Raw genomic sequence first — 21,502 nt, 5'->3', positions numbered from 1 at the left:
CAATGGGCTTGCAATTTAGCGTGCTTGCGAGCGGGAGTACCGGAAACGCGTTTTATCTGGAGACAGAGGAGCACTCTTTTCTGGTGGATGCCGGCCTGAGCGGTAAAGCGATGGACGGGCTGATGGAGAAAATCGGCCGCAAGATAGACGACGTCGACGGCATCTTTGTCACTCACGAGCACAGCGACCATATTAAAGGGCTCGGCGTCATTGCGAGAAAGTACGGTCTTCCCGTCTACGCGAATGAAAAGACGTGGAAAGCGATGGAGAATCAGATCGGCAAGCTGGATACCGGACAAAAGTTTTTGTTCCCGATGGAAAGCGTGAAATCCTTCGGCGGGCTTGATGTTGAGTCATTCGGCGTCTCTCATGACGCGGCCGAGCCGATGTTTTATGTTTTCCACTACCAAGGCAGAAAGCTCGCGCTGATGACGGACACCGGGTATGTGAGCGACAGAATGAAAGGCATTATCCGTTCGGCCAATGTGTTTGTGTTTGAAAGCAACCATGATGTCGGCATGCTGCAAATGGGCAGATACCCTTGGAGCATTAAGCGGCGGATTTTAAGCGATGTCGGCCACGTCTCGAATGAAGACGCGGCGCTCGCCATGACTGATGTCATTGGCGACGGCACATCGCGCATCTATTTGGCGCATCTGAGTCAGGACAACAATATGAAGGAACTGGCGAGAATGTCCGTGCAGCAGACATTGGCTGCGAAAGGATTTGTCGCCGGGGAAACGTTTCAGTTATTTGATACCGATCCGAAAATCCCGACGCCGCTGTGCGCCGTGTAATTTTTCCAAATGAATCATGATTATTAATCCGCGATCTGACCCACACTATAAGCAAATCGAGTACTCTTGAAAGGATTTGAGATAGGGTGGATTATAATCGCGATGATGAACAGTACGCCTCCGAACAGCCCCGCCGCAGCAAGAGAGGGTACTTTCTATCAAGTCTGATCGGCGTCATCGTCGGGGCCGCGCTCATGGCTTTCCTGCTGCCGTACTGGACAGGCGGAGACCATGGAGAAAGCAGCAAAAGCACCAGCCAGCGTCTCGGCAGCGAACAGGTGAAAACAGTCAACGTAAATGTCAACGATGCTGTCACGAATATGGTCAGCCGTGTATCAGATTCGGTAGTCGGTGTTCTCAATATCCAAAAGACCGATATTTGGGGAGAGGGCGGCGAAGCGGGAAGCGGATCGGGCGTCATTTACAAAAAGAACGGAAACACTTCTTATATCGTAACCAATCATCATGTCATTGCAGGTGCGACTGAAATTGAGATCAGCCTGAAGGATGGCTCACGCGTGCCTGCTGAGCTGATCGGGAGCGACCGTCTGATGGATCTCGCCGTGCTGAAGGTGAAGTCTGATAAAATCAAATCGGCCGCCCAGTTCGGCAATTCTGATCAAGTCAAAGTCGGAGAACCGGTCATTGCGATCGGAAATCCGCTCGGGCTTGAATTTGCGGGATCAGTGACACAGGGGATCATTTCAGGCACGGAAAGGGCAGTGCCCGTTGACTCAAACGGCGACGGACAGCCGGATTGGAATGCGGAAGTGCTGCAGACCGACGCCGCGATTAATCCCGGCAACAGCGGAGGCGCTTTGATGGATATATCGGGCAAGGTGGTCGGCATCAACTCAATGAAGATCGCTGAATCCGCCGTTGAAGGCATCGGCCTGTCCATCCCGTCAAAGCTTGTCATTCCCGTTATTCAGGATTTAGAAAAATACGGAGAAGTCAGACGGCCTTTCCTCGGTATTGAGATGAAATCCTTAACGGATATTGCGAGCTACCATTGGAGCCAGACGCTGAAACTTCCGAAAGGCGTTAAAACCGGGGCGGTCATTATGGGTGTCGACGCGTTTTCACCGGCCGGAAAAGCGGGTTTGAAAAAGCTCGACGTGATTACCGGGTTCGACGGACATAAGGTCAATGACGTTGTGGATCTCCGTGAGCGCCTGTATCGCAAAAAGATCGGCGACCGTGTGAACATCACGTTTTACCGTTCGGGAAAGAAAAAAACAGCGGAAGTTAAACTGACAGAAGCGGATCGATTACAGAAATAAAAAAACAGCCCGGATTTCCGGGCTGTTTTTTATTGATTTATTTGTTAATATTATACTATTATGAAAACGGGGAGGTGAAACACATGAAAACGGCTGATGTGATCATCGTATTGAATGAAATTGAAGGTGAATGTGAAGGAAGAATTATTTTAGAATGCAGAATTTAAGAAAATGAAACATGTCATATCAAACGTCCTTTTTCAGGGCGCTTTTTTTATGCCTTTTTTCAGAAGCCATAAAAAAGAACTGAACGTGGGTCACAACACGTTCAGTTAAAAATGGGTATATTTAGAAAAAGGTAGACATGAACTTAGAACTTTGTGATTGAAACAGACTGGTGCTGCTGAATTGAAGCGGCAGATGAAACTGCCGGCAGCTTATTTTTTGTTATTTACAGATGGCTCCGTTTTGAGCGTTTACTTTCACCGTTTGTTCCGTATGGTTTTGGGCAGTGATTTTCACGATGTACTTGTAGACGCCGTTTTCTTTCTTCATTTCAGACGATTTCACAGCGCCTTTGCAATGGCTGAGCGCGATGGAATGCGCTTTTTTAGAAGCGATCATCACTTGTTTTTTCTGCACTTCTTCTTTCAGGATTTTTCCGCTTTTGCCGTCCATGTGGAGCGTATGAAGCTTGCCGTCCTGGCCGAATATGCTGACAACATAGACTGATACGCCGTTTTCTTTTTTCATTTGAGCGGATTTCACAGCGCCTTTGCAATGGCTGAGTGCGAACGATTCCGCTTTTGCACGGGTCATGTATTGCTGGTTATTCTTTACATCATGTTTGACGATTTTGCTGTTTTTACAATTGATATGGAATGTGTGAAGCTTCCCGTCTTGTCCTGACACCTGAACCACGTAAACCATAGCGTTATGTTCGGTCTTCAGCTCAGAAGACTTCACTGTTCCTTTGCAATTCTTCACGGCGATTTTTTCAGCGCCGGATTTTGAGATGAATTGCTGTTTCTTTTCAATTTGGTGTTTCACGACTTTTCCGCTGGAGCTGTTGACATTGACGGTGTGCTGCTTTCCTTTTACGTCAAGGACGTTGACAACATATACGTAAGCGCCGTTGACTTTTTTCATTTGCGCTGATTGAACGGCGCCTTTGCAGCTGCAGTTTTTCAATGCGGTCTCTTTCGCTTTAGAGATAGAAACGGAAGCCTGCTGTTTCGTTTCCACTTTCGTCTGCGCTGCGTCATCCTTATGAATGACAGCCGCATGCGCTGAAGTTAAAGAACTGATTGAAATAATGGTTCCCAGTGCAGCTCCTGATAAAACTTTTGTAATTCCCATCATATATTCCTCCTTAAACATTTCATTGTTGGCTTCCCAACTAAGGCTTATTGTAAAGACCCAAACTGAAAACAACATGAATCTAAGCTGAAAACTTCCTGAATTCAGCGGATTTTCAGCTTAGATTCAGTTTTGTTTCAGATAAAAGCGAATAATAGAAGGGGAAGCGAAAAAAATAAACACAGGCTGATACATCTAAGGAGAGACTGCATCATGGATAAGTTGAAAGGCATCAAGGTGCTGATTGTAGACGACGAGCCCGCCATCATTGATTTTTTAACGATGGGGCTTGTCAATGAAGGGTTTGAAGTGATGTCCGCGGCAGACGGGATGTCGGCGATGAATCTTGTGAAAACATTTCAGCCTCATATTGCCGTTTTGGACGTGATGATGCCGGGAATGGATGGGCTTGAGCTGTCAAGGATGCTTAAGAAAACAAGCAATACCGCCATCATCATGCTGACCGCGAAGGATGAAGTAGAGTTTCGCGTAAAGGCGCTGATTGAAGGCGCTGATGATTACATGATCAAACCGTTCAGCTTTGAGGAGCTGCTTGCCAGAATTTACGCAAGAATCCGCAACCAGTTTCCGCATCTTTTCGATGAGGTGGTGCTCGGCCCCTTCCGAATCGATGACCGGAGCAGAGAGATTTTTTACAATGAACAGCCTTTGAAGCTGTCCGCCACCGAATATGAACTGCTGAAATGTTTAGTGCTCCACCACGGAACGGTTCTCAGCAAAACGAGGATTCTCGATCAGGTATGGGGCTATGATTTTTACGGGGAAGACAATATCGTCGAGGTGTACATCCGTTCTTTGCGCGAAAAGCTGAAGGACAAAGAACACAAGGTGATTCGCACGGTTCGGGGCGCCGGGTACAGGGTGGATCTGGCATGAAACGGCTGTACAGAACCCTGCGATTCCAGCTCCTGTTCAGGTCACTGGCGATTTTGGCCTTGCTGTTATGTTTCATCGGCGGCACTCAGTACATGTTTATGACACGGACGATGTATGAAAATCAGGCGATCAGCATTCAGAGTTATATCAATTCAATGGATCAAAGCGTATGGAGGTCAATCAAAACCCTTGCCCGTTCCGAAACATCGGCTCATCCGAATTTGATTTACCCAGGGGTGACGGTTGCTTTTATCAATCAATCATACAAGATGTCTGTTTTATCAGAAGACCCGCACGCGGGGGCCGCTCCTTCTTTCCCGAAAAAAGTGTATCAGGATGCGCTGACAGATACAATGGCGCTTCACTATCAGGTGGCTCACAATAAGGCGGGTGAGGAAATCATCGTCGTGTTTCAGGCGATTTCCGTTGACGGAAGGCAGGCGGGAGTTGTGCAGATGAGCACGCTGACCCAGCCTCTGAATGATTCGCTTTTCCGCCAGATCAGCATTTTCGCGGTGCTTTCCTTTGCGGCTTTGGTCATCGGACTGTTTGTTTTCTTGCCGGTGATCCGGCTCACACTCAAGCCGCTGTCCCGCATTGTGCGTATGATGGGTGACATTAATGCCGGCAGTCTCGATAAACGGCTGCCGATCGATAGGAAGCAGGCCGAAATTGAGTCATTGGGCATCTCCATCAATCAGATGCTGGAACGGATTGAAACCTCTTTTCAGGCGGAAAAAGAAGCGAAGGAACGAATCCGGCAGTTTGTATCAGACGCATCACATGAGCTGAGAACGCCGCTTACCTCCATTCACGGCTTTATCGAAATTTTAATGCGCGGAGCGGCGGAGAAGCCGGAGCAGAAAGAAAAAGCGCTTCAAAGCATGTACGCGGAATCCGCCAGGGCGAACAAGCTGATAGAGGATCTTCTGTTTCTCGCGAAGATTGACCGGGTGCCGAGCTTTGAAATGAAAAAAGGCGCATTGGGAGACGTCATTTTGGAAATGGAGGCTCAGCTGAAGCTGCTCGCGAGAAACCGGAAGCTCGAGTTCTTTGTCGATCAAAAGATAGAATCCGTTTTTGACAAAGACAAAATGAAGCAGGTCATTCTCAATCTATTTTACAATGCGGTGCAGCATACGGATGAAGACACGGGTGTCATCACCGTCTCCCTGCAGAAAGACGGAGGAATCATGCTTATGATTGCGGATAACGGAACGGGAATCGCTCCGGAGCATGTGCCTCATTTGTTTGACCGGTTTTACAGGGCGGAAACCTCCCGATCCCGTCAATCCGGCGGCGCGGGGCTGGGTCTTGCCATTACAAAAACCATTATCGACAGCCATAACGGAACAATTGAAGTGAAAAGTGAGCAGGGAAAAGGCTCCGTGTTCATCATCCGGCTGCCGGGATAAACCGGGAAGCAGGAAGAAATATCACAATTTATATATAAATTCTAAATTTTCAAAAAATAACTTGTCCTTTTCCAATATTGATGATAATATCTAGTTATTGGTAAAGGGGGTGTGTACTGATGAAGATTGAAGAACTTGATCTTGATACAGAAACAGCAAGCTTGGTGCATCGCTGCTAGTAAAGCCGTGACTCCCCTCATTGGGGAGTTATTATCTTTCAGGGGGTATGTCATGATGTCAACGGACTGTAAGCGCTGGAAGTTTAAAGACAGCGTGCAGGTGCTGACCTACACGGCGCATATTATCATTCAATATCGAAAGGCGATTAAGCTTGCGCATACGAGTGAGATCAAAGAGGCGGTTGAACGGCTGATCACCGGCTGTGAAAAACAAGAGCTTTCTGATCTTCTGGGAGAGGAAGCGGGAAACCAGTTTTTCGATGCGTTAATGAAATTGGATGCTTTAATAGAGCCATGGCAAAACGGCCGTGAAGGCCGCATCACTGAAAAGCAGCTGTACCATTTTGAGAAATACAACCAAAACCCCAATCTGATCCAAAACAGATTAGACGGCAGCAGGGCAGCGATCGTGGGTCTGGGGGGCGTCGGAACGATCATTCTTCAAAACCTTTTGGCGGCGGGCATGCAGCATTTTATTCTCATTGATTTCGATGCCGTATCAGTACATAACCTGAACAGACAATTCGTCTATAATAAATCTTCTGTAGGCAAATTAAAGATCTCAGAATGCAGAGATTATATTGCGGGTATCAATCCCCATGCGGACGCAGCACTTTACCATCAGGAAATTACACAGCCGCAGGACCTGTGTGTGTTAGATCCGTATGAAATTGATATCGTCATAAATGCCGCTGACAAACCCCATAACATTTCTGAATGGGTTTACCGGTATTGTAAGGAGCGGAATATCGCGTTTATGACCGGGGGTGTCGGCAGCTTCAGCGGCCAATGGGGGCCTCTGCTCACGCCTGAATCCTATCAATCCGGCGTCACTTATGAAAAAAACATGCCGGCCGGACTTCTGAACTGTTACCCCGATGAACCGATCAAAGGTTCCTTAGGAGCGACAAACGGTATTATATCCTCATTTATGTCTCATGACATTATCACATATCTTGCAGGCGGAAGCCCGAAATCCCTGAATACCCGCATCGGCCTGGACTTTGACGGACTTCATATTACAGAAACGAAGCTTTCTCAAAAGGAAAGCGCTTTATGAAGACGATGCATCGTACGGCGAGAAAACCGGGCGACCCTCTGAAAATAGAAATCGACACAAGCCCGATACGCTTGAACCCATTAGATACGCAGGATTACACAAGCAAGATGATTTGCAGCATTATGTATGAAAGCCTGCAGGACGGCTATAACTGCCGGATCATCCGCAAAGATCCCCGCACCTGTCAGGTGGACATTCACCCGGACTATTTAGGTGACGCCGAGGGTGTGGTTCAAACGATCATCTATCATCTGACGAAAGAAAATCAAAGCCCCCATCTCGGCAGTTTCCTGAACATAAAACAGGCCGTTCCGTATGTAAAAGGCCTCGTCTCATCCGATCAGCTCGGGGTGAACGTAACGGGCGAAAAACGCTTTGAAGTCACCTTGGACGAGCCGTCTGATGAGATAGAAGCCGTTTTGCAGAGCAGCTTTCTGATTCCGGCGACCGCCGGGGGCGATGTGCCGGAAAACGGCCCGTACCGATTCAAGCGAACGTTTGAAAAGGGGCTGGAATTTGAGCGGAATCCGCAATATAAAATGACGCCCGCGGATCACCGCACGGTTCAGACCATCCAATTTATTTTGAATGATGATCTGGAAAAAAGCATCGGGCTGTACGAAGCGAATCAAACGGACGTGACCTGCCACACCCAGTTTCATCATTCAAACATGAGGTATCGGCAATATGCTGATTTTAAAGAAAATCATTTGCCGATGTTATTTACCTTCAAGGTAAAGGACGACATGCTGAGAACTTTCATTCAGCATTATTTTGATAAACAAAAGCTGGCCGGGGATTTGGGGCATATCATCACACCGACTGATTCACTGATCGGTATATGGGAAAGCGGGAGGACACCGCAGAAAGATCCGCCCCTTTTGACAAAAGAAGAACCGGTCCGAATCGTTTATGCCGATTATTATCCCAACGGAGAGATCATTGAAAGGCTGGCTGATCTGTTTCGGCGGGCCGGAGCGGACGTATCCGTCTCCCGCGTCAGTCATTTCAATGATTATTACCATATGGATAAAAGCGGGTTTGATATTGAGCTCCATTTGTTCCTGCCGGCTTACATGCATGAGCTGAGCTATATCAAATATTTCATCCGCGACATCAGCGATCCGGAGAAGAAAAAAACGATCATTGATGCCATAGGATCTGAAAAAAAGAAGGAACTTTTTGGGTTATTCGAGAATACAACTCATTATTGCCCAATTTGTTTTGGGAAAAGTCTGTATCTGCAAGATCCATGTATAGAGGGTTTTAGTGTAAAGACTGACGGGCTCCTTTCTGTTCATGATGTTAAATGCAGATAGCTGGAAAGGGGTATTCATTTGCGGAATCGAAATTTGCTTTACTTCTCCGGTTTTTTCGGAAACTTCTTTTTCGAACGGGGAATTTGGATTTTATATTTAACAAGCATGAATTATTCATTGTTTCTTGTGGGCATCCTGCAATCGGTCCTGAATTTGGCGATGTTTCTGGCGGAAGTGCCGAGCGGCGTCATCTCGGACAGAATCGGGAGAAAAAAATCGCTCTTGCTCGGCCATTTTATGGTCATTATCTATTTGGTGATGTTCCTGAGCTTCCATAACTTCATCGCCCTCTTCATCGCCCATATTATATACGGTATCGGGCTGACGTTTATATCAGGAACGGATCACGCCTTTTTGTTTGATTCACTGAAAGAACAAGGGAAAGAAAAGTGGTACGGCAAATCCATCGGAAACTATAACGGACTTGTCATACTCGGTCTTGCGATCGCCATGGGCATCGGCGGCTACTTGCAGGAAATATCATGGTCGTATGTGTTTATCGCCGGGATTGTCACTCAGCTGATTGCGATGGCGGTCATTACACAGCTGACGGAAATCAAATTTGAAAACAGTGAACACGAAACGCAGACGGTCGGTGACATCTTAAAAGAAGTCAAAGATTTCTTCAGGCTGAACAAAGCCTTTAAATATCTGGTGCTGTCACTCTCCGTTTTCTTTGCGATTACATCGGTTTTTTATATGTACGGACAAGATTTGTTAAGTCAGGAAGGGCTGTCCGTGCGCAATATATCCATTATTTTTGCGGGACTGTCCATCTTGCAGGCGCTGTGCTCCATCTTTTCTTCCAAGCCGGCGGAAAAATTCACGCCGAGGCGCGTGCTTCTGCTGACATTCTGCATCATCGGGGCGGCCTATCTGTTTATACCTTCGGGCAGTCTGTACGTGACGATTGCAGCTTTTGTCGTCATTAACGCGCTCTATGATGTGATAGAACCCGTATCCAGTCAGGTGGTGAATAATGAGATTCCGTCCAGAACGAGAGCAACGCTGCTGTCCATTATCAGTTTGATGACCTCGCTCTTCATGTTCATTGCCTTTCCGTTTATCGGATTCTTAACGGACTATTTTGATTCAGCTTTGCTGCTGACCGCAATCGGGGTATTATCCATCTTATTGTCGCTGTTTATGATGCTCAGCTTTTACAAACTGAAAGCGAGCGTCGCCATCCAGAATAAAGTCGAGCTTTGAACCAGAATGACAAAGGGATGATGTGAGTTGCTGAATATTCATAATCTTACGGTAAATTTAGCGGGAGATACGATTTTCAAACAAGTTTCTTTTTTCATCAATGAAGGCGAAAAAGTGCTCGTGGCCGGGCCGAACGGTTCCGGCAAAAGCACGCTGTTCAGGGTGCTTTCCGGAGAGCTTGAGGCAGATGAAGGAACGATTGCGATCAACAAAGGGGCGAAGGTCGGTTTGCTGAAGCAGATCGCTGATCCCCATGAAGATCTGACGTTGTATCAATATCTGGAAAAATCGTTTGAAGCTCTCGCGGCGATCCAGAAGGAAATGAAGGCCATTGAGCTGAAGCTTTCGGAACCGATGAGTGATGACGAGCTGACTGCTTTATTGGAAAAGTACAGTCAATACACGGAAACATTTGAGCGGAACAACGGCTACCAGATGCACGCGATGATTGATGAAGTATGCAATGGGCTCAGCCTCAGCGAATTAAAGGATCAGCCGTTTTCAAAGCTGAGCGGCGGCGAAAAGACAAAAGCCGGCCTTGCTGAAATTTTAATCCGCAACGACGACGTTATACTGCTGGACGAGCCGACCAACCATTTGGACGTCCATGCGATTGAGTGGCTTGAAGGGTTTATTAAAAAATCGAACAAAACCATTCTGTTTACGACCCACGATAAAACGTTTGCCGATCAAACGGCGATGAAGGTGCTCGAGATTGACGATACCGAGGTGAAGATTTGGCCTTACGGATTCAGCGAATACTTGAAAAAGCGGGAAGAATTCATCATCGCCCAGTTTGAGAAATATGAAGAACAGCAGAGAAAAATACAGAAGATGAAGGAATCCATCGCCCAGCTGAGAGATTGGGCCAACCGCTCGAATCCGCCGTCTGTCGGCCTGCACAGACGCGCGAATAATATGGAAAAGGCGCTGAAAAGGATTGAGCTGATCAATAAGCCGGTCCGGACGGAGCAAAAATTAAAAAACGCATTTCAGGAAGCGGGCGCCGGTTCAAAAGATATTGTGTTCATTGAAAACGGAAAGGTGACCAACGGATCTTCCCTTTTATATCAAAATGTGAACCTGCGCATAAAGCATAAAGACAGAATCGGCATCGTCGGCAGAAACGGCGTAGGCAAAACAACGCTGATCCGCTGCATCATTGGGGAAAGAGAACTGTCGGACGGCACCATTAAAGTGGGGGAAAATCTTAAGATAGGCTACATTGATCAAAAGAGCCACGTCGGAGATTCGAGTCAGACGATTCTGCAATTCTTTAAAGAAAATCTGCTGACTGAAGAGGGCATGGCCCGGAATATGCTGGCCAAGTACGGATTTTACGGGTCGTCGGTCTTTAAAAAACTTTCCGTCCTGTCGGGCGGTGAGAGAATCAGGCTGAAGCTGTCCATCTTAATGGAAAAAAAGCTGAATGTCCTGATCCTGGATGAGCCGACCAACCACTTGGATATTGAATCTCAGGAAATTCTCGAAAACAGCCTGATGCAGTTTCAAGGCACCATCATCTGCGTTTCTCACGACAGAAACCTGCTGGAGAAGTTCAACAAGATTTTCTGGCTTGAGAATCAAAACGTCACCATCTTTTCAGGTCCATACAGTTACGCCAAACAAAAAAAACGGCAGATTGCCGAATAAAAGGGGAATGGATATGACCATTGACAGACTGACAATCAATGAGTTATCGTACGATCTTTTTGTAAGCGAGTATGCTGATAAGAAACCTTTTATTTTGACGGGGGCAATGGATCACTGGGAATGCAGGCCGTGGACGCTTGAATATATTGATGAACACTATGGAGACAGAATGGTCACCATCCGGAAATCAGATATCGAAGGGGTCAAAACGTTTAAACAAGTAAAGCTTTCCAACTATATCGAGTACATTGATCAGAATGATGACAAATGGTACTGTGACTGGAATTTTACGCAGCTGAACCAAAATGACTTAGACCTTGTCTATTCCGCACCCGAGTATTTTACAAAAGACACATTGAGAGCGGATGAAGAAACGGGACGGGACTGGAAATGGTTCTTTCTCGGTTCTAAGCAGACAGGCACGCCGCTGCATCAGGATTTTAACAGCACGCACGCGTGGAACGGCGTCATTTTCGGGGAGAAGGAATGGATCTTCTATCATCCGGACGACTCTCCGTATTTGTACGAAGGAAATATCAATGTCTTTGATGAAAAAGACATTGAGCAAAAACCGCTGGTGCAAAAGGCGTCTCCGATCCGCTTCAGACAAAAGGCGGGAGAAATCATTTACGCGCCGCGCCATTGGTGGCATCAAGTCGAGAATACGGAACATACATTGGCAGTGAGTGAGAACTTTTGGTTTACCGGAGAGCGGCTTGCCAATCAGATATAACCTGACGAAAGGCTGAGGAGCATCTCAGCCTTTTTTTGTATGGATTCATTTCATCCGGTCCAGACCGAATTTTTTCAGGCGGTATTGCAGGCTCTGTCTGCTGATTCCGAGCTCGTTTGCCGTTTTGGATATGTTATTGCCGTGTTTTCTCAGGGTTTTTTCGATCATGTATTTTTCGAAGTTTTCCATTTTGTCTTTTAAATCGGTGCCGGGCTGGGTGCTTGCGGCGGCTTTGGTTTCCGTGTCAGCGGGTTTGATTTTCATCCGGTATTGGTAAGGCAGGTGGGCCGCCGTAATCGTCGTTTCATCCGTCATAAAGTTCATGGCGCCTTCAATCATATGTTCAAGCTCGCGAATGTTGCCCGGCCAGTCATATTCCAGGAAGAATCGCTGCACATCGTCACTGATCGAATCGACATGCATTTGGAACAGGTGATTGTTTTTCTGGATAAAGACTTCGGCCAGAGGCAGAATATCCTCCTTGCGCTCCCGGAGCGGGGGAATGATCAGCGTGACAACGCTTAAGCGGTAGTATAAATCTTTGCGCAGCCGCTCTTCTGAAATGGCGGTGATCGGGTCTTCATTCATCGTGGCGATGATGCGGACGTCAATCGGTTTGTCCTGAGCTGATCCGATGCGCCTGATTTTCTTTTCCTGAAGGGCGCGGAGCAGTTTTGCCTGCAGGCTGAGATTGAGAGAGTTGATCTCATCAAGGAGCAGGGTGCCTCCCTGCGCCTGCTCAAATAAGCCGGGCTGGTCGATGGCTCCGGTAAAGGCGCCTTTTTTCGTGCCGAATAAAATACTTTCGACCAGACTGTCCGGCAGGGCGGCGCAGTTTTGTGAGATGAACGGGGCGCCTGAGCGCTGGCTGCCGTTGTGAATGCTTTGGGCGAACAGTTCCTTGCCCGTTCCCGTCTCGCCGGCCAAAAGCACCGATGATGATGTGCGGGTTGCCCGTTTCGCGTTTTCGATGACTTCCCGAATGACCGAGCTGTTGCCGAGAATACTGTCAAACGTGTAGCTGTTCTGTTCTTTCCTGTGCATGTTCTCCCTGATCAGCCGTTCGAGCTTGGTGACGTCCTTGGCGATTTCTACGGCGCCCTTGATTTCGCCGTTTTGCACAATCGGGAAGGTGTGGTTGATCGTCGTGATTTCCTGGCCTTTGTTATTGAAATAGCTTTGCTTCACGTTTTTAATCGTTTTGCCTTCTTGAAGGGCCTGAACGAGCGTACTGTCCTGCTGATTGGAAAACATAAATACATCAGTCAGGTTTTTATGCAGGACGTCCCGTTCATCCATATCTTCAATCTGCATCATTTTCTTATTGTAAATGACGGTGCTGCCCTTCTCGTCCACCACATGCAGCCCGACATCAATCTCTTCCAGAATGCTTTGTAACACGAGTGTGTAAAATTCGCTGGTTGTGTGCAGTTCAATTCCCCCTCTCAATCGTCTTAACATTCATTATTTTAAAATAAATCGAACGGAAAACGCAAAAAAATTTTGCGCTTGGACGATATTTAAAAATAAATGGAAATTGAGGTAATAAAACCATTGACTTTTTTAGGAAAATGGTCGATGTTTAGATATATACTTAAATATCTAAATCATGTATGTATGAGAGGGGGAAAGTTTTTGAATAAAGCTTTTAAAGCACTGGCCGATCCTACAAGGAGAAAAATTTTGGATTTATTAAAGAAACAAGACATGACAGCTGGTGAAATTGCGGAACACTTCGACATGTCAAAACCCAGTATTTCTCATCACCTTACCATATTGAAAAATACTGATTTGGTTCACGATGAGAGGAAAGGCCAATTTATTATGTATTCATTAAATACCACTGTATTACAGGATCTTATAGGCTGGTTCTTTTCTCTGACTGATTCAGAACATGATAATAAGAAAGGCGGGGAATCATGAAAAAATATCTCTTTTCGGCAGGAATCATAGTTTTAACTGTTTTCACATGGGTTTGCACATATTCATCTTTACCGGACAATTTGGCGACACACTGGGGATTAAACGGAAGCGCAAATGATTACACTTCTAAATTTAATGCAATGGTGATGCTTATTGGCATCATGATTATTCTATATATTTTAATGGTTATCATCCCTAAGATTGATCCTAAAAATAACTACAAAACATTTATGCGGCCATATATGGCTATATTTAATACAATGTTTGCGGTTGTGTTTGTCATTAATCTGATTACCATCTTGACCGGCTTGGGATATGATCTCCCGATTACTCATTTAGTAACCCTTGCAGTGGGAGCATTATTTATGGTGCTTGGAAACTTCATTCAGATCGTTAAGCCTAATTTCTTTTTAGGGATAAGAACACCTTGGACGCTGAGCAGTGAAAGAGTTTGGAAGGATACACACAGGGTTGGTTCGAAACTTTTTGTCTCGGCGGGCATGCTCATGATGCTTGCAGCTTTTTTGCCGCCGGTGTATAGAGTGTCAGTCATTTTCATGGCTGCAATCGGCTGTATCATATTATCTTTACTATATTCTTACATTGTATATCAGAGACAATTGAATAAATAACTGTTGAGTAGGAGCAATCTAATTGGATTGCTCCTATTTTGTCAGCGGAAAACGCAAAAAATTTTTGCGCTTGGCTGAAGTTTGCACGCAAACTGCCGGAAAATTTTGCGGGAAAAGAAAGAATGCTGGCGAAACATCCCGTTTTTTCGGATTGGCACGGAACTTGCTTTATAAAAAGGGAAAGCAAGATCTAATGTTGAATGATTACAAAACAAGGGGGAATCAGATTATGTCAGCTTTCACAAAATCTCAAGAAATTATCAGCCAAACTTCACATTACGGCGCGAACAACTATCATCCTCTGCCGATTGTTATTTCCGAGGCGCAGGGTGTTTGGGTAAAAGACCCTGAAGGTAATCAATATATGGATATGCTGAGTGCTTATTCTGCGGTGAACCAGGGGCACAGACATCCGAAGATCATTCAGGCGCTGAAGGATCAGGCGGATAAAATCACTCTGACGTCACGCGCATTCCATAATGATCAGCTCGGTCCGTTTTATGAGAAAACAGCCAAGCTGACCGGAAAAGATATGATTCTGCCGATGAATACGGGGGCGGAAGCCGTTGAATCCGCTGTCAAAGCGGCGAGACGCTGGGCATATGAGGTCAAAGGAGTAGCGGATAACCAGGCGGAAATCATTGCGTGTATCGGCAACTTCCACGGCAGAACAATGCTTGCGGTATCCCTTTCTTCAGAAGATGAGTATAAACGCGGTTTCGGACCTATGCTTCCGGGTATAAAATTAATTCCATACGGAGACGCAGAAGCGCTGCGCCGGGCGATCACGCCGAACACAGCTGCTTTCTTATTCGAACCGATTCAGGGAGAAGCGGGCATCGTCATTCCGCCGGAAGGATTTTTACAAGAAGCGGCCGCCATTTGTAAGGAAGAAAATGTACTTCTGATTGCTGATGAAATTCAGACGGGACTCGGCCGCACAGGGAAAACATTCGCGGTTGACTGGGAAAATATCGTACCGGATATGTTCATCTTAGGCAAAGCGCTCGGCGGGGGCGTCTTCCCGATTTCGTGCATTGCGGCGAACCGTGACATTCTCGGCGTGTTTAACCCGGGTTCCCACGGCTCGACATTCGGCGGAAACCCGCTCGCTTGCGCAGTATCGCTCGCATCTCTTGAAGTCCTTGAGGAAGAAGGGCTGGCAGAGCGTTCCCTTCAGCTTGGCCGTTATTTTAAAGAAGAGCTTGAGAAAATTGATAACCCGATCATAAAAGACGTGCGCGGACGCGGCCTGTTTATCGGCGTTGAACTGACAGAAGCGGCCCGCCCTTATTGTGAAAAGCTGAAAGGCGAAGGGCTTTTATGCAAAGAAACACATGATACCGTGATCCGTTTTGCACCGCCGTTAATGATTTCCAAGGAAGACTTGGACTGGGCGATCCAAAAGATCACAAACGTGCTTCAAAACGCGTAAAACCTTGATGCGGCAATGCTTTCCCTCGGCTTGTATGGAATTTACAAATAAAAAATTCAGCACACTCTATTTGCGCGGCGACAGTATTTTAGTATAATGTATCTTTATGTACGAAAATGAATTTAATATAACATTCATATACAAATAGAGGCTCTTTGGACAGCAAATCGGTTTCAAAGCACCGGCTTGGTTCCAATACAAGTTGCTGAAGGGGTGCAGAATAGTGAATACAAATCAAAAAGAGAATCAGCTTCAGCGCACAATGAAATCACGCCATTTGTTTATGATTTCATTAGGCGGAGTGATCGGCACCGGGTTTTTCCTGAGTACCGGATTTACAATTAACCAGGCGGGACCGCTGGGCGCGGTTCTGTCTTATCTGGTCGGCGGCTTTATTATGTTTTTGACCATGCTCTGCTTAGGCGAGCTTGCGGTTGCCCTTCCCGTATCAGGGTCGTTTCAGACGTACGCAACCAAATTCATCAGCCCCGCTTTCGGTTTCGCATTCGGCTGGCTGTACTGGCTCGGCTGGGCGGTGACATGCGCCATTGAGTTTTTATCTGCGGGACAATTGATGCTCCGCTGGTTTCCGCATGTTCCCGTATGGGTGTGGTGCCTCGTGTTTGTCGGACTGATGTTTCTTTTGAACGCCATTACCACAAAAGCGTTCGCTGAGTCGGAATTTTGGTTTTCCGGCATTAAAATTGTAGTCATTCTGCTGTTTATTATTTTGGGCGGCGCCGCCATGTTCGGCCTGATTGACATGAAACACGGCGAGCAGGCTCCTTTCTTCTCTCATTTTTATGAGGATGGATTGTTTCCGAACGGCATTAAGGCTATGCTTATTACGATGATTACCGTAAACTTCGCGTTCCAGGGAACGGAGCTGATCGGGGTTGCCGCGGGAGAAAGTGAAAATCCCGAGAAAACGATTCCGCGCTCTATCCGGCAGACGGTATGGAGAACGCTTGTCTTTTTCGTTCTCTCCATCATCGTCATTGCCGGCATGATTCCGTGGAAGCAGGCGGGAGTGGTCGAAAGCCCGTTTGTCGTGGTGTTTGAACAAATCGGTATTCCATATGCCGCCGATATTATGAACTTTGTTATCTTAATTGCGCTGCTCTCAGTGGCCAACTCAGGCCTGTTTGCATCGACGCGTATCTTATATGCCATGGCGAACGAAGGACAAGCCTTTAAATCGCTCGGCAAAACAAATAAACGCGGGGTGCCGATGAACGCTCTGATCGTGACGCTGGCCGTCGCCTGCCTGTCACTGCTGTCTAAAGTAGCAGCGCCGGAAACCGTTTATATGTTTCTCTTATCATTAGCCGGACTAAGCGCGCAGGTCGGCTGGATCACGATTTCCCTGTCACAGCTGATGTTCAGACGGAAATACATCCGCGAAGGCGGCAAAGTGGAAGACCTGAAGTTTAAAACACCGCTGTACCCGGTGCTGCCTATTATCGGGCTGACGTTAAACACGGTTGTTCTGATCAGCCTCGCATTTGATTCAGAACAGCGGCTCGCCCTTTATTGCGGCATCCCGTTCATGGCGGTGTGCGTTATCGTCTATCATCTGTATGTAAAAAAGCATAAGCAGTCAGAAAAACAGATAGAGCTTTAAATCTTTTCGTGTCCAAGTCATCTTTGAGAAACCCGCACAGGACAACATACAACATGTTGAGGTGGAAAAACGGATGAACAAGAATATCTCAGTTATTGGAATGCCGATGGATTTAGGACAAGCACGACGCGGAGTGGACATGGGCCCGAGCGCCATCCGCTACGCGCATCTCATTGAACGGTTATCTGACATGGGGTATGCGGTGGAAGACTTAGGCGACATCCCCGTCAATCGTGAAAAACTCAAAAATGATGAAGAGCTGAAAAATCTGAACTCTGTGCTCTCGGGGAACGAGCAGCTCGCCCAAAAGGTGGACAGCGTCATTGAGAATGAGCGGTTCCCTCTCGTCTTGGGCGGCGATCACAGCATCGCGATCGGAACGCTGACAGGAACGGCAAAGCACTATAAACAGCTCGGCGTCATCTGGTACGACGCGCACGGCGACTTAAACACCCTGGAAACATCGCCGTCAGGCAATATTCACGGAATGCCGCTGGCCGTCAGCCTCGGCGTCGGGCACGACACGTTGGTGAACCTGGGCGGCTATGCCCCGAAAATCAAGCCGGAGAACGTCGTCATCATCGGCGCGAGATCGCTTGATGAAGGCGAGCGTGAATACATTAAGGAAACAGGCATGAAGGTATATACGATGCATGAGATTGACCGCCTCGGCATGACAAAGGTCATTGAAGAAACCATTGACTACTTGTCAGACTGTGACGGCGTTCACCTCAGCCTTGACCTCGACGGCCTTGATCCGAGCGACGCACCCGGCGTAGGCACGCCTGTCGTCGGCGGCATCAGCTACCGTGAAAGCCACTTGGCAATGGAAATGCTGTATGATGCCGACATCATTACTTCAGCTGAATTTGTCGAAGTCAACCCGATCCTCGATCACAAAAACAAAACCGGCAAAACAGCGGTCGAGCTGGTAGAATCTTTGTTGGGAAAAAAACTATTATAAAATATGAGCCTCCGCACCTGCGGGGGTTTTTTTGTTGCCACGAGGAAACTAGCGGGCTTTCACCCTCTTTTCGGAACTGTAAATATGATATATTTATTACACAAAATGGGAAAGGGAGGTGTCCTGACAGATGGCTGAGGTGATGGCCCACGAAACAGTTGCGAAAAAAATCAGTAACTGGTATGAGGAAATCAAAAAGCACAACACCGAATCGGCTGAGGCGTTAAGAGAACAACTGCTTACGGATCTGCAAAATATGACACAAAATCAAACGGTGCTCCTTTATTTTAATTTAATTGATTCCCGCTATAAGCTTTTGATGGAAGAGTATGAGAAAACAGACGGCATTTTAAAAACGATCCAGCTGAACGCCGATAAAGAAAAAACAGACCAGATGATTCAATACTATTATTATTTCTTTTCCGGAATGCACGAGTTTTACCGTAAACGGTTTATGAACGCCATTAATTTTTACCGGATTGCTGAAAGCAGGCTCCGGCACATACCGAATGAGATTGAAAGAGCCGAGTTTAATTATCAAGTGGCGATTGCCTACTATGAAATCCGCCAAAACTACTTTGCGATGAACCACGCGGAAAAAGCGTTGGAGATCTACAAAGCCAATGAAATGTACGCGGTCAGAGAAGCACAGTGTTTCATGGTGATCGGCTGTAACAGAATGGACTTGTTTCACTACCAGAAAGCCGAAGAGCTCCTGCAGACGGCGGTTCATCAAGCCGCCAAAGCGGGCGATCCGCATATTGAGGCGCTCGCCCACTTTAACGCAGGCATTTGCTATGAAAGACAGGAAAAGCTTGAGGAGGCGCGGGTCGAGTTTGAAACGGCTCTTGATCAAAAGGAGCATTTGCAATCAGCATATTCGGTGCGGAGTCTGTACATGCTGGCCAGAGTGTTATTGAAACAGGAACAGACGGATGAGGGCCGGTTTTGGCTGCATAAAGCGCTGAATGCCGCTGAAGAAAAAAACGAGCCCGTATACACCGAAAAGCTGCGCATCTTACAGCATGTCTTTATTGACCAGAGTGAAGAATCGCTTGAATCAGCTTTCGCCGAGTTAAGAAGGAAAGAGCTGTGGAGTGACGTTTCCGATTTGTCGTATCAAGCCGCGGCGCATTTTAAAAAACAGGAGAATTACAAACTGGCGGCGAAGTATTTTCAGGAATCAATTGATGCCAATGACCAAATTTTGAGATTAACGGAGGGGATTCGTAATGAAAACATGTAAATTCATTGTACTCTCAGCAGCCTTGGCAAGTCTCATTTCGATTGGATTATTTGCGCAAACTGGTTCAACGGCACAAGCCGAACAAATCATAAAACCGGCGGAAAACGGAGCCTTCGGATAATACTTCATGATACCGCTTTCAGTCCGTGTTTTGTAAGGAGTGATTCAATGGCTATCACGCTGCAGCCGATGACAGGACAAGAATTTCAGTCCTATCTCGCCCATTCAGCCAAGCATTACGCTGAAGAAAAGGTAAAAGCGGGAACGTGGCTGCCTGACGAAGCACCGGAATTAGCGGAGCTGGCGTTTAATGACCTGCTTCCTGACGGCCTGGAGACGGCCGATCACTATTTATGGACGCTGACATTGGACGGAAAGGAAAATGCCGGCTGGCTGTGGCTGCACGCCGATCCGGACCACCCGCAGCAGGACGCATTTATTTATGATTTCGGCCTTCATCCGCCTTTCCGCGGCAAAGGCTATGCAAAAGAGGCACTCGCAAGGCTGGAGGACAAAGCCAAAGACCTGGGTGTCCGCAAGATTTCTCTCCATGTGTTCGCTCATAACGAAACGGCGCGGAAGCTGTATAAGAAGACGGGATTTCTGGAGACGGATGTCATCATGAGCAAAAAGCTGTCGTGAAAAGGGGCCCGCACGCTGGGCCTCTTTTGTTATTCATCTAACAATGTCATCATGTGTTCCGGATAACGCTCGCCGGCCGCGGTGCCGATCGGAAACATCTCATCCAACCGCGCCTTCACATCCTCGGGAAGCACAATGTCGAGAGCGGCGAGGTTCTCTTCCAAGTAGTGTTTCTTTTTTGTGCCCGGGATCGGAATGAGATCATCGCCGTTTGCGAGAACCCATGCGAGCGCAAGCTGAGGCGCGGTAATATTCATTTCCCGGGCAATGGCGGTAAGTTTTTGGACGAGCCCTATATTCACCGCCAAATTGTCTCCCTGGAATCTCGGCGTTCTTCTTCTGTAATCATCGGCATCCAGCTGCTCGGTCGACGTCATCTTTCCGGAAAGAAAACCTCTGCCGAGCGGACTGTAAGGCACAAATGAGATGCCGAGCTCACGGCAGGCGGGCAGGACATGCTCCTCCGCTTCCCTGCTCCATAAAGAATATTCCGATTGAAGCGCGGCAATCGGGTGAATGCGGACGGCGCGCCTGATCGTTTCTGCGGAAGCCTCTGACAATCCGATAAACCTCACCTTTCCTTCGTCTATCAGCTCCTTCATGGCGCCGACAGTTTCTTCAATCGGCACCCGCGGATCAACCCGGTGCAGATAGTAAAGGTCGATATAATCCGTCCCGAGGCGTTTCAGACTGGCGTCACACGCTTTTTTCACATAATCGGGCCGTCCGTTAATTTCGATAAACTCACCCTTTGCGCTTCGGACATAACCGAATTTCGTCGCGAGGCACAGCTCCTTTCTGAATGGGGCGAGCGCTCTGCCGACAAGTTCTTCATTCGCACCCAATCCATATTGATCAGCCGTATCAAACAAATTCACGCCGAGATGAACGGCATGATGCAGTGTGGAAATCGACTCTTCCTCACTCTGGCTGCCATAGTATTCCGACATGCCCATGCACCCTAACCCCATTGCGGAAACCCGCATCGAACCGATCGTTCTGTCCTTCATATGTCCTCCCCCTTTCTTGTATAATAACCGGATTTCCTGATATTTGAAAATGTTTTATGCATAAGATTTACATATTGTTATAAAATTTTTAAAAATCTGTAAATTGTATATTTTTTTATCGCAATTCCGTCATATAATGCAAATGTGGAAAAATTATACTCAAAGAAAAGAGGCGAAGTCAT

Annotated in this window: 20 protein-coding genes; 17 read left to right on the top strand and 3 right to left on the bottom strand. The window is 47.1% G+C overall.

The window, feature by feature from the left end; translation table 11 throughout:
• Positions 1–2: 2 nt before the first annotated feature.
• Both J6600_RS19060 and J6600_RS19055 read left to right on the top strand, forming a co-directional pair.
• Positions 3–797 carry an MBL fold metallo-hydrolase gene (locus J6600_RS19060; RefSeq protein WP_007407895.1) on the top strand — a complete coding sequence of 265 codons (795 nt, stop codon included), beginning with the start codon at positions 3–5 and terminating at the stop codon, positions 795–797.
• 86 nt (positions 798–883) lie between these two features.
• Positions 884–2,080 carry a S1C family serine protease gene (locus J6600_RS19055; protein ID WP_014419339.1) on the top strand — a complete coding sequence of 399 codons (1,197 nt, stop codon included), beginning with the start codon at positions 884–886 and terminating at the stop codon, positions 2,078–2,080.
• Positions 2,081–2,467: 387 nt separating this feature from the next.
• Here J6600_RS19055 and J6600_RS19050 read toward each other — a convergent pair whose 3' ends face one another.
• Entirely contained in the window at positions 2,468–3,379 is a 912-nt protein-coding gene (locus tag J6600_RS19050) for a PepSY domain-containing protein (RefSeq protein WP_209388368.1), read from the bottom strand.
• A 213-nt stretch (positions 3,380–3,592) separates the two neighbouring features.
• Here J6600_RS19050 and J6600_RS19045 point away from each other — a divergent pair, with 213 nt between their 5' ends.
• The 7 genes from J6600_RS19045 (at position 3,593) to J6600_RS19015 (ending at position 11,844) form a co-directional block, all read left to right on the top strand.
• Entirely contained in the window at positions 3,593–4,276 is a 684-nt protein-coding gene (locus J6600_RS19045) for a response regulator transcription factor (protein ID WP_014419337.1), read from the top strand.
• A complete protein-coding gene (locus J6600_RS19040) occupies positions 4,273–5,691 on the top strand; it encodes a sensor histidine kinase (RefSeq protein WP_021494634.1) in 1,419 nt (472 codons plus the stop codon). The genes J6600_RS19045 and J6600_RS19040 overlap by 4 nt, the downstream gene beginning before the upstream one ends.
• Before the next feature lie 231 nt (positions 5,692–5,922).
• Positions 5,923–6,930: a ThiF family adenylyltransferase gene (locus J6600_RS19035; RefSeq protein ID WP_110124459.1), complete on the top strand. Its 1,008-nt coding sequence runs from the start codon at positions 5,923–5,925 to the stop codon at positions 6,928–6,930.
• The gene (locus J6600_RS19030; protein WP_209387784.1) at positions 6,927–8,249 is read left to right on the top strand and encodes a periplasmic substrate-binding domain-containing protein; all 1,323 of its coding nucleotides are present in this window, start codon (positions 6,927–6,929) and stop codon (positions 8,247–8,249) included. The genes J6600_RS19035 and J6600_RS19030 overlap by 4 nt, the downstream gene beginning before the upstream one ends.
• Before the next feature lie 18 nt (positions 8,250–8,267).
• A complete protein-coding gene (locus J6600_RS19025; protein ID WP_012118887.1) occupies positions 8,268–9,458 on the top strand; it encodes an MFS transporter in 1,191 nt (396 codons plus the stop codon).
• Between the two features lie 27 nt (positions 9,459–9,485).
• Positions 9,486–11,111 (top strand): ABC-F family ATP-binding cassette domain-containing protein, encoded by a 1,626-nt coding sequence (locus tag J6600_RS19020; RefSeq protein WP_007614956.1) that lies wholly within the window; start codon positions 9,486–9,488, stop codon positions 11,109–11,111.
• Between the two features lie 13 nt (positions 11,112–11,124).
• Positions 11,125–11,844 (top strand): cupin-like domain-containing protein, encoded by a 720-nt coding sequence (locus J6600_RS19015; protein ID WP_017418503.1) that lies wholly within the window; start codon positions 11,125–11,127, stop codon positions 11,842–11,844.
• 45 nt (positions 11,845–11,889) lie between these two features.
• On the opposite strand, the gene J6600_RS19010 is transcribed toward J6600_RS19015, so the two are convergent.
• A complete protein-coding gene (locus J6600_RS19010; protein WP_481748175.1) occupies positions 11,890–13,305 on the bottom strand; it encodes a sigma-54 interaction domain-containing protein in 1,416 nt (471 codons plus the stop codon).
• Positions 13,306–13,479: 174 nt separating this feature from the next.
• Here J6600_RS19010 and J6600_RS19005 point away from each other — a divergent pair, with 174 nt between their 5' ends.
• From J6600_RS19005 to J6600_RS18975, 8 genes are all read left to right on the top strand, one after another.
• Complete coding sequence (locus J6600_RS19005) at positions 13,480–13,767, top strand: autorepressor SdpR family transcription factor (protein WP_032875437.1); 288 nt, start codon at positions 13,480–13,482, stop codon at positions 13,765–13,767.
• Entirely contained in the window at positions 13,764–14,399 is a 636-nt protein-coding gene (locus J6600_RS19000) for an SdpI family protein (protein WP_209387783.1), read from the top strand. Before J6600_RS19005 ends, J6600_RS19000 begins: the two co-directional genes overlap by 4 nt.
• Before the next feature lie 229 nt (positions 14,400–14,628).
• A complete protein-coding gene (locus tag J6600_RS18995; RefSeq protein ID WP_004393130.1) occupies positions 14,629–15,834 on the top strand; it encodes an ornithine--oxo-acid transaminase in 1,206 nt (401 codons plus the stop codon).
• A 223-nt stretch (positions 15,835–16,057) separates the two neighbouring features.
• Complete coding sequence (locus J6600_RS18990; RefSeq protein WP_021494640.1) at positions 16,058–17,458, top strand: amino acid permease; 1,401 nt, start codon at positions 16,058–16,060, stop codon at positions 17,456–17,458.
• Between the two features lie 73 nt (positions 17,459–17,531).
• Positions 17,532–18,422 carry an arginase gene (gene rocF, locus J6600_RS18985; protein ID WP_007407883.1) on the top strand — a complete coding sequence of 297 codons (891 nt, stop codon included), beginning with the start codon at positions 17,532–17,534 and terminating at the stop codon, positions 18,420–18,422.
• 130 nt (positions 18,423–18,552) lie between these two features.
• Positions 18,553–19,668, top strand: a complete 1,116-nt coding sequence (locus J6600_RS18980) for a response regulator aspartate phosphatase (protein ID WP_209387782.1) — start codon at positions 18,553–18,555, stop codon at positions 19,666–19,668.
• A complete protein-coding gene (locus J6600_RS19725; RefSeq protein ID WP_007407881.1) occupies positions 19,655–19,789 on the top strand; it encodes a hypothetical protein in 135 nt (44 codons plus the stop codon). Before J6600_RS18980 ends, J6600_RS19725 begins: the two co-directional genes overlap by 14 nt.
• A 47-nt stretch (positions 19,790–19,836) precedes the next feature.
• Positions 19,837–20,310, top strand: a complete 474-nt coding sequence (locus tag J6600_RS18975; protein WP_209387781.1) for a GNAT family N-acetyltransferase — start codon at positions 19,837–19,839, stop codon at positions 20,308–20,310.
• Positions 20,311–20,339: 29 nt separating this feature from the next.
• Here J6600_RS18975 and J6600_RS18970 read toward each other — a convergent pair whose 3' ends face one another.
• Positions 20,340–21,320 (bottom strand): aldo/keto reductase, encoded by a 981-nt coding sequence (locus tag J6600_RS18970; RefSeq protein WP_209387780.1) that lies wholly within the window; start codon positions 21,318–21,320, stop codon positions 20,340–20,342.
• Positions 21,321–21,502: the final 182 nt, after the last annotated feature.

It is taken from the genome of Bacillus sp. LJBV19, from assembly GCF_017797845.1.
Lineage (GTDB): Bacteria > Bacillota > Bacilli > Bacillales > Bacillaceae > Bacillus > Bacillus velezensis.
This window is presented reverse-complemented; position numbering and strand designations above follow the sequence as displayed.

Excerpts from the sequence above, each read along its gene's own strand:
- J6600_RS19060 (WP_007407895.1), top strand. The coding sequence starts at position 3 with ATGGGCTTGCAATTTAGCGTGCTTGCGAGCGGGAGTACCGGAAACGCG.
- J6600_RS19050 (WP_209388368.1), bottom strand. The coding sequence starts at position 3,379 with ATGGGAATTACAAAAGTTTTATCAGGAGCTGCACTGGGAACCATTATT.
- J6600_RS19045 (WP_014419337.1), top strand. The coding sequence starts at position 3,593 with ATGGATAAGTTGAAAGGCATCAAGGTGCTGATTGTAGACGACGAGCCC.
- J6600_RS19040 (WP_021494634.1), top strand. The coding sequence starts at position 4,273 with ATGAAACGGCTGTACAGAACCCTGCGATTCCAGCTCCTGTTCAGGTCA.
- J6600_RS19035 (WP_110124459.1), top strand. The coding sequence starts at position 5,923 with ATGATGTCAACGGACTGTAAGCGCTGGAAGTTTAAAGACAGCGTGCAG.
- J6600_RS19030 (WP_209387784.1), top strand. The coding sequence starts at position 6,927 with ATGAAGACGATGCATCGTACGGCGAGAAAACCGGGCGACCCTCTGAAA.
- J6600_RS19015 (WP_017418503.1), top strand. The coding sequence starts at position 11,125 with ATGACCATTGACAGACTGACAATCAATGAGTTATCGTACGATCTTTTT.
- J6600_RS19010 (WP_481748175.1), bottom strand. The coding sequence starts at position 13,305 with ATGTTAAGACGATTGAGAGGGGGAATTGAACTGCACACAACCAGCGAA.
- J6600_RS19000 (WP_209387783.1), top strand. The coding sequence starts at position 13,764 with ATGAAAAAATATCTCTTTTCGGCAGGAATCATAGTTTTAACTGTTTTC.
- J6600_RS18995 (WP_004393130.1), top strand. The coding sequence starts at position 14,629 with ATGTCAGCTTTCACAAAATCTCAAGAAATTATCAGCCAAACTTCACAT.
- rocF (WP_007407883.1), top strand. The coding sequence starts at position 17,532 with ATGAACAAGAATATCTCAGTTATTGGAATGCCGATGGATTTAGGACAA.
- J6600_RS18980 (WP_209387782.1), top strand. The coding sequence starts at position 18,553 with ATGGCTGAGGTGATGGCCCACGAAACAGTTGCGAAAAAAATCAGTAAC.
- J6600_RS19725 (WP_007407881.1), top strand. The coding sequence starts at position 19,655 with ATGAAAACATGTAAATTCATTGTACTCTCAGCAGCCTTGGCAAGTCTC.
- J6600_RS18975 (WP_209387781.1), top strand. The coding sequence starts at position 19,837 with ATGGCTATCACGCTGCAGCCGATGACAGGACAAGAATTTCAGTCCTAT.
- J6600_RS18970 (WP_209387780.1), bottom strand. The coding sequence starts at position 21,320 with ATGAAGGACAGAACGATCGGTTCGATGCGGGTTTCCGCAATGGGGTTA.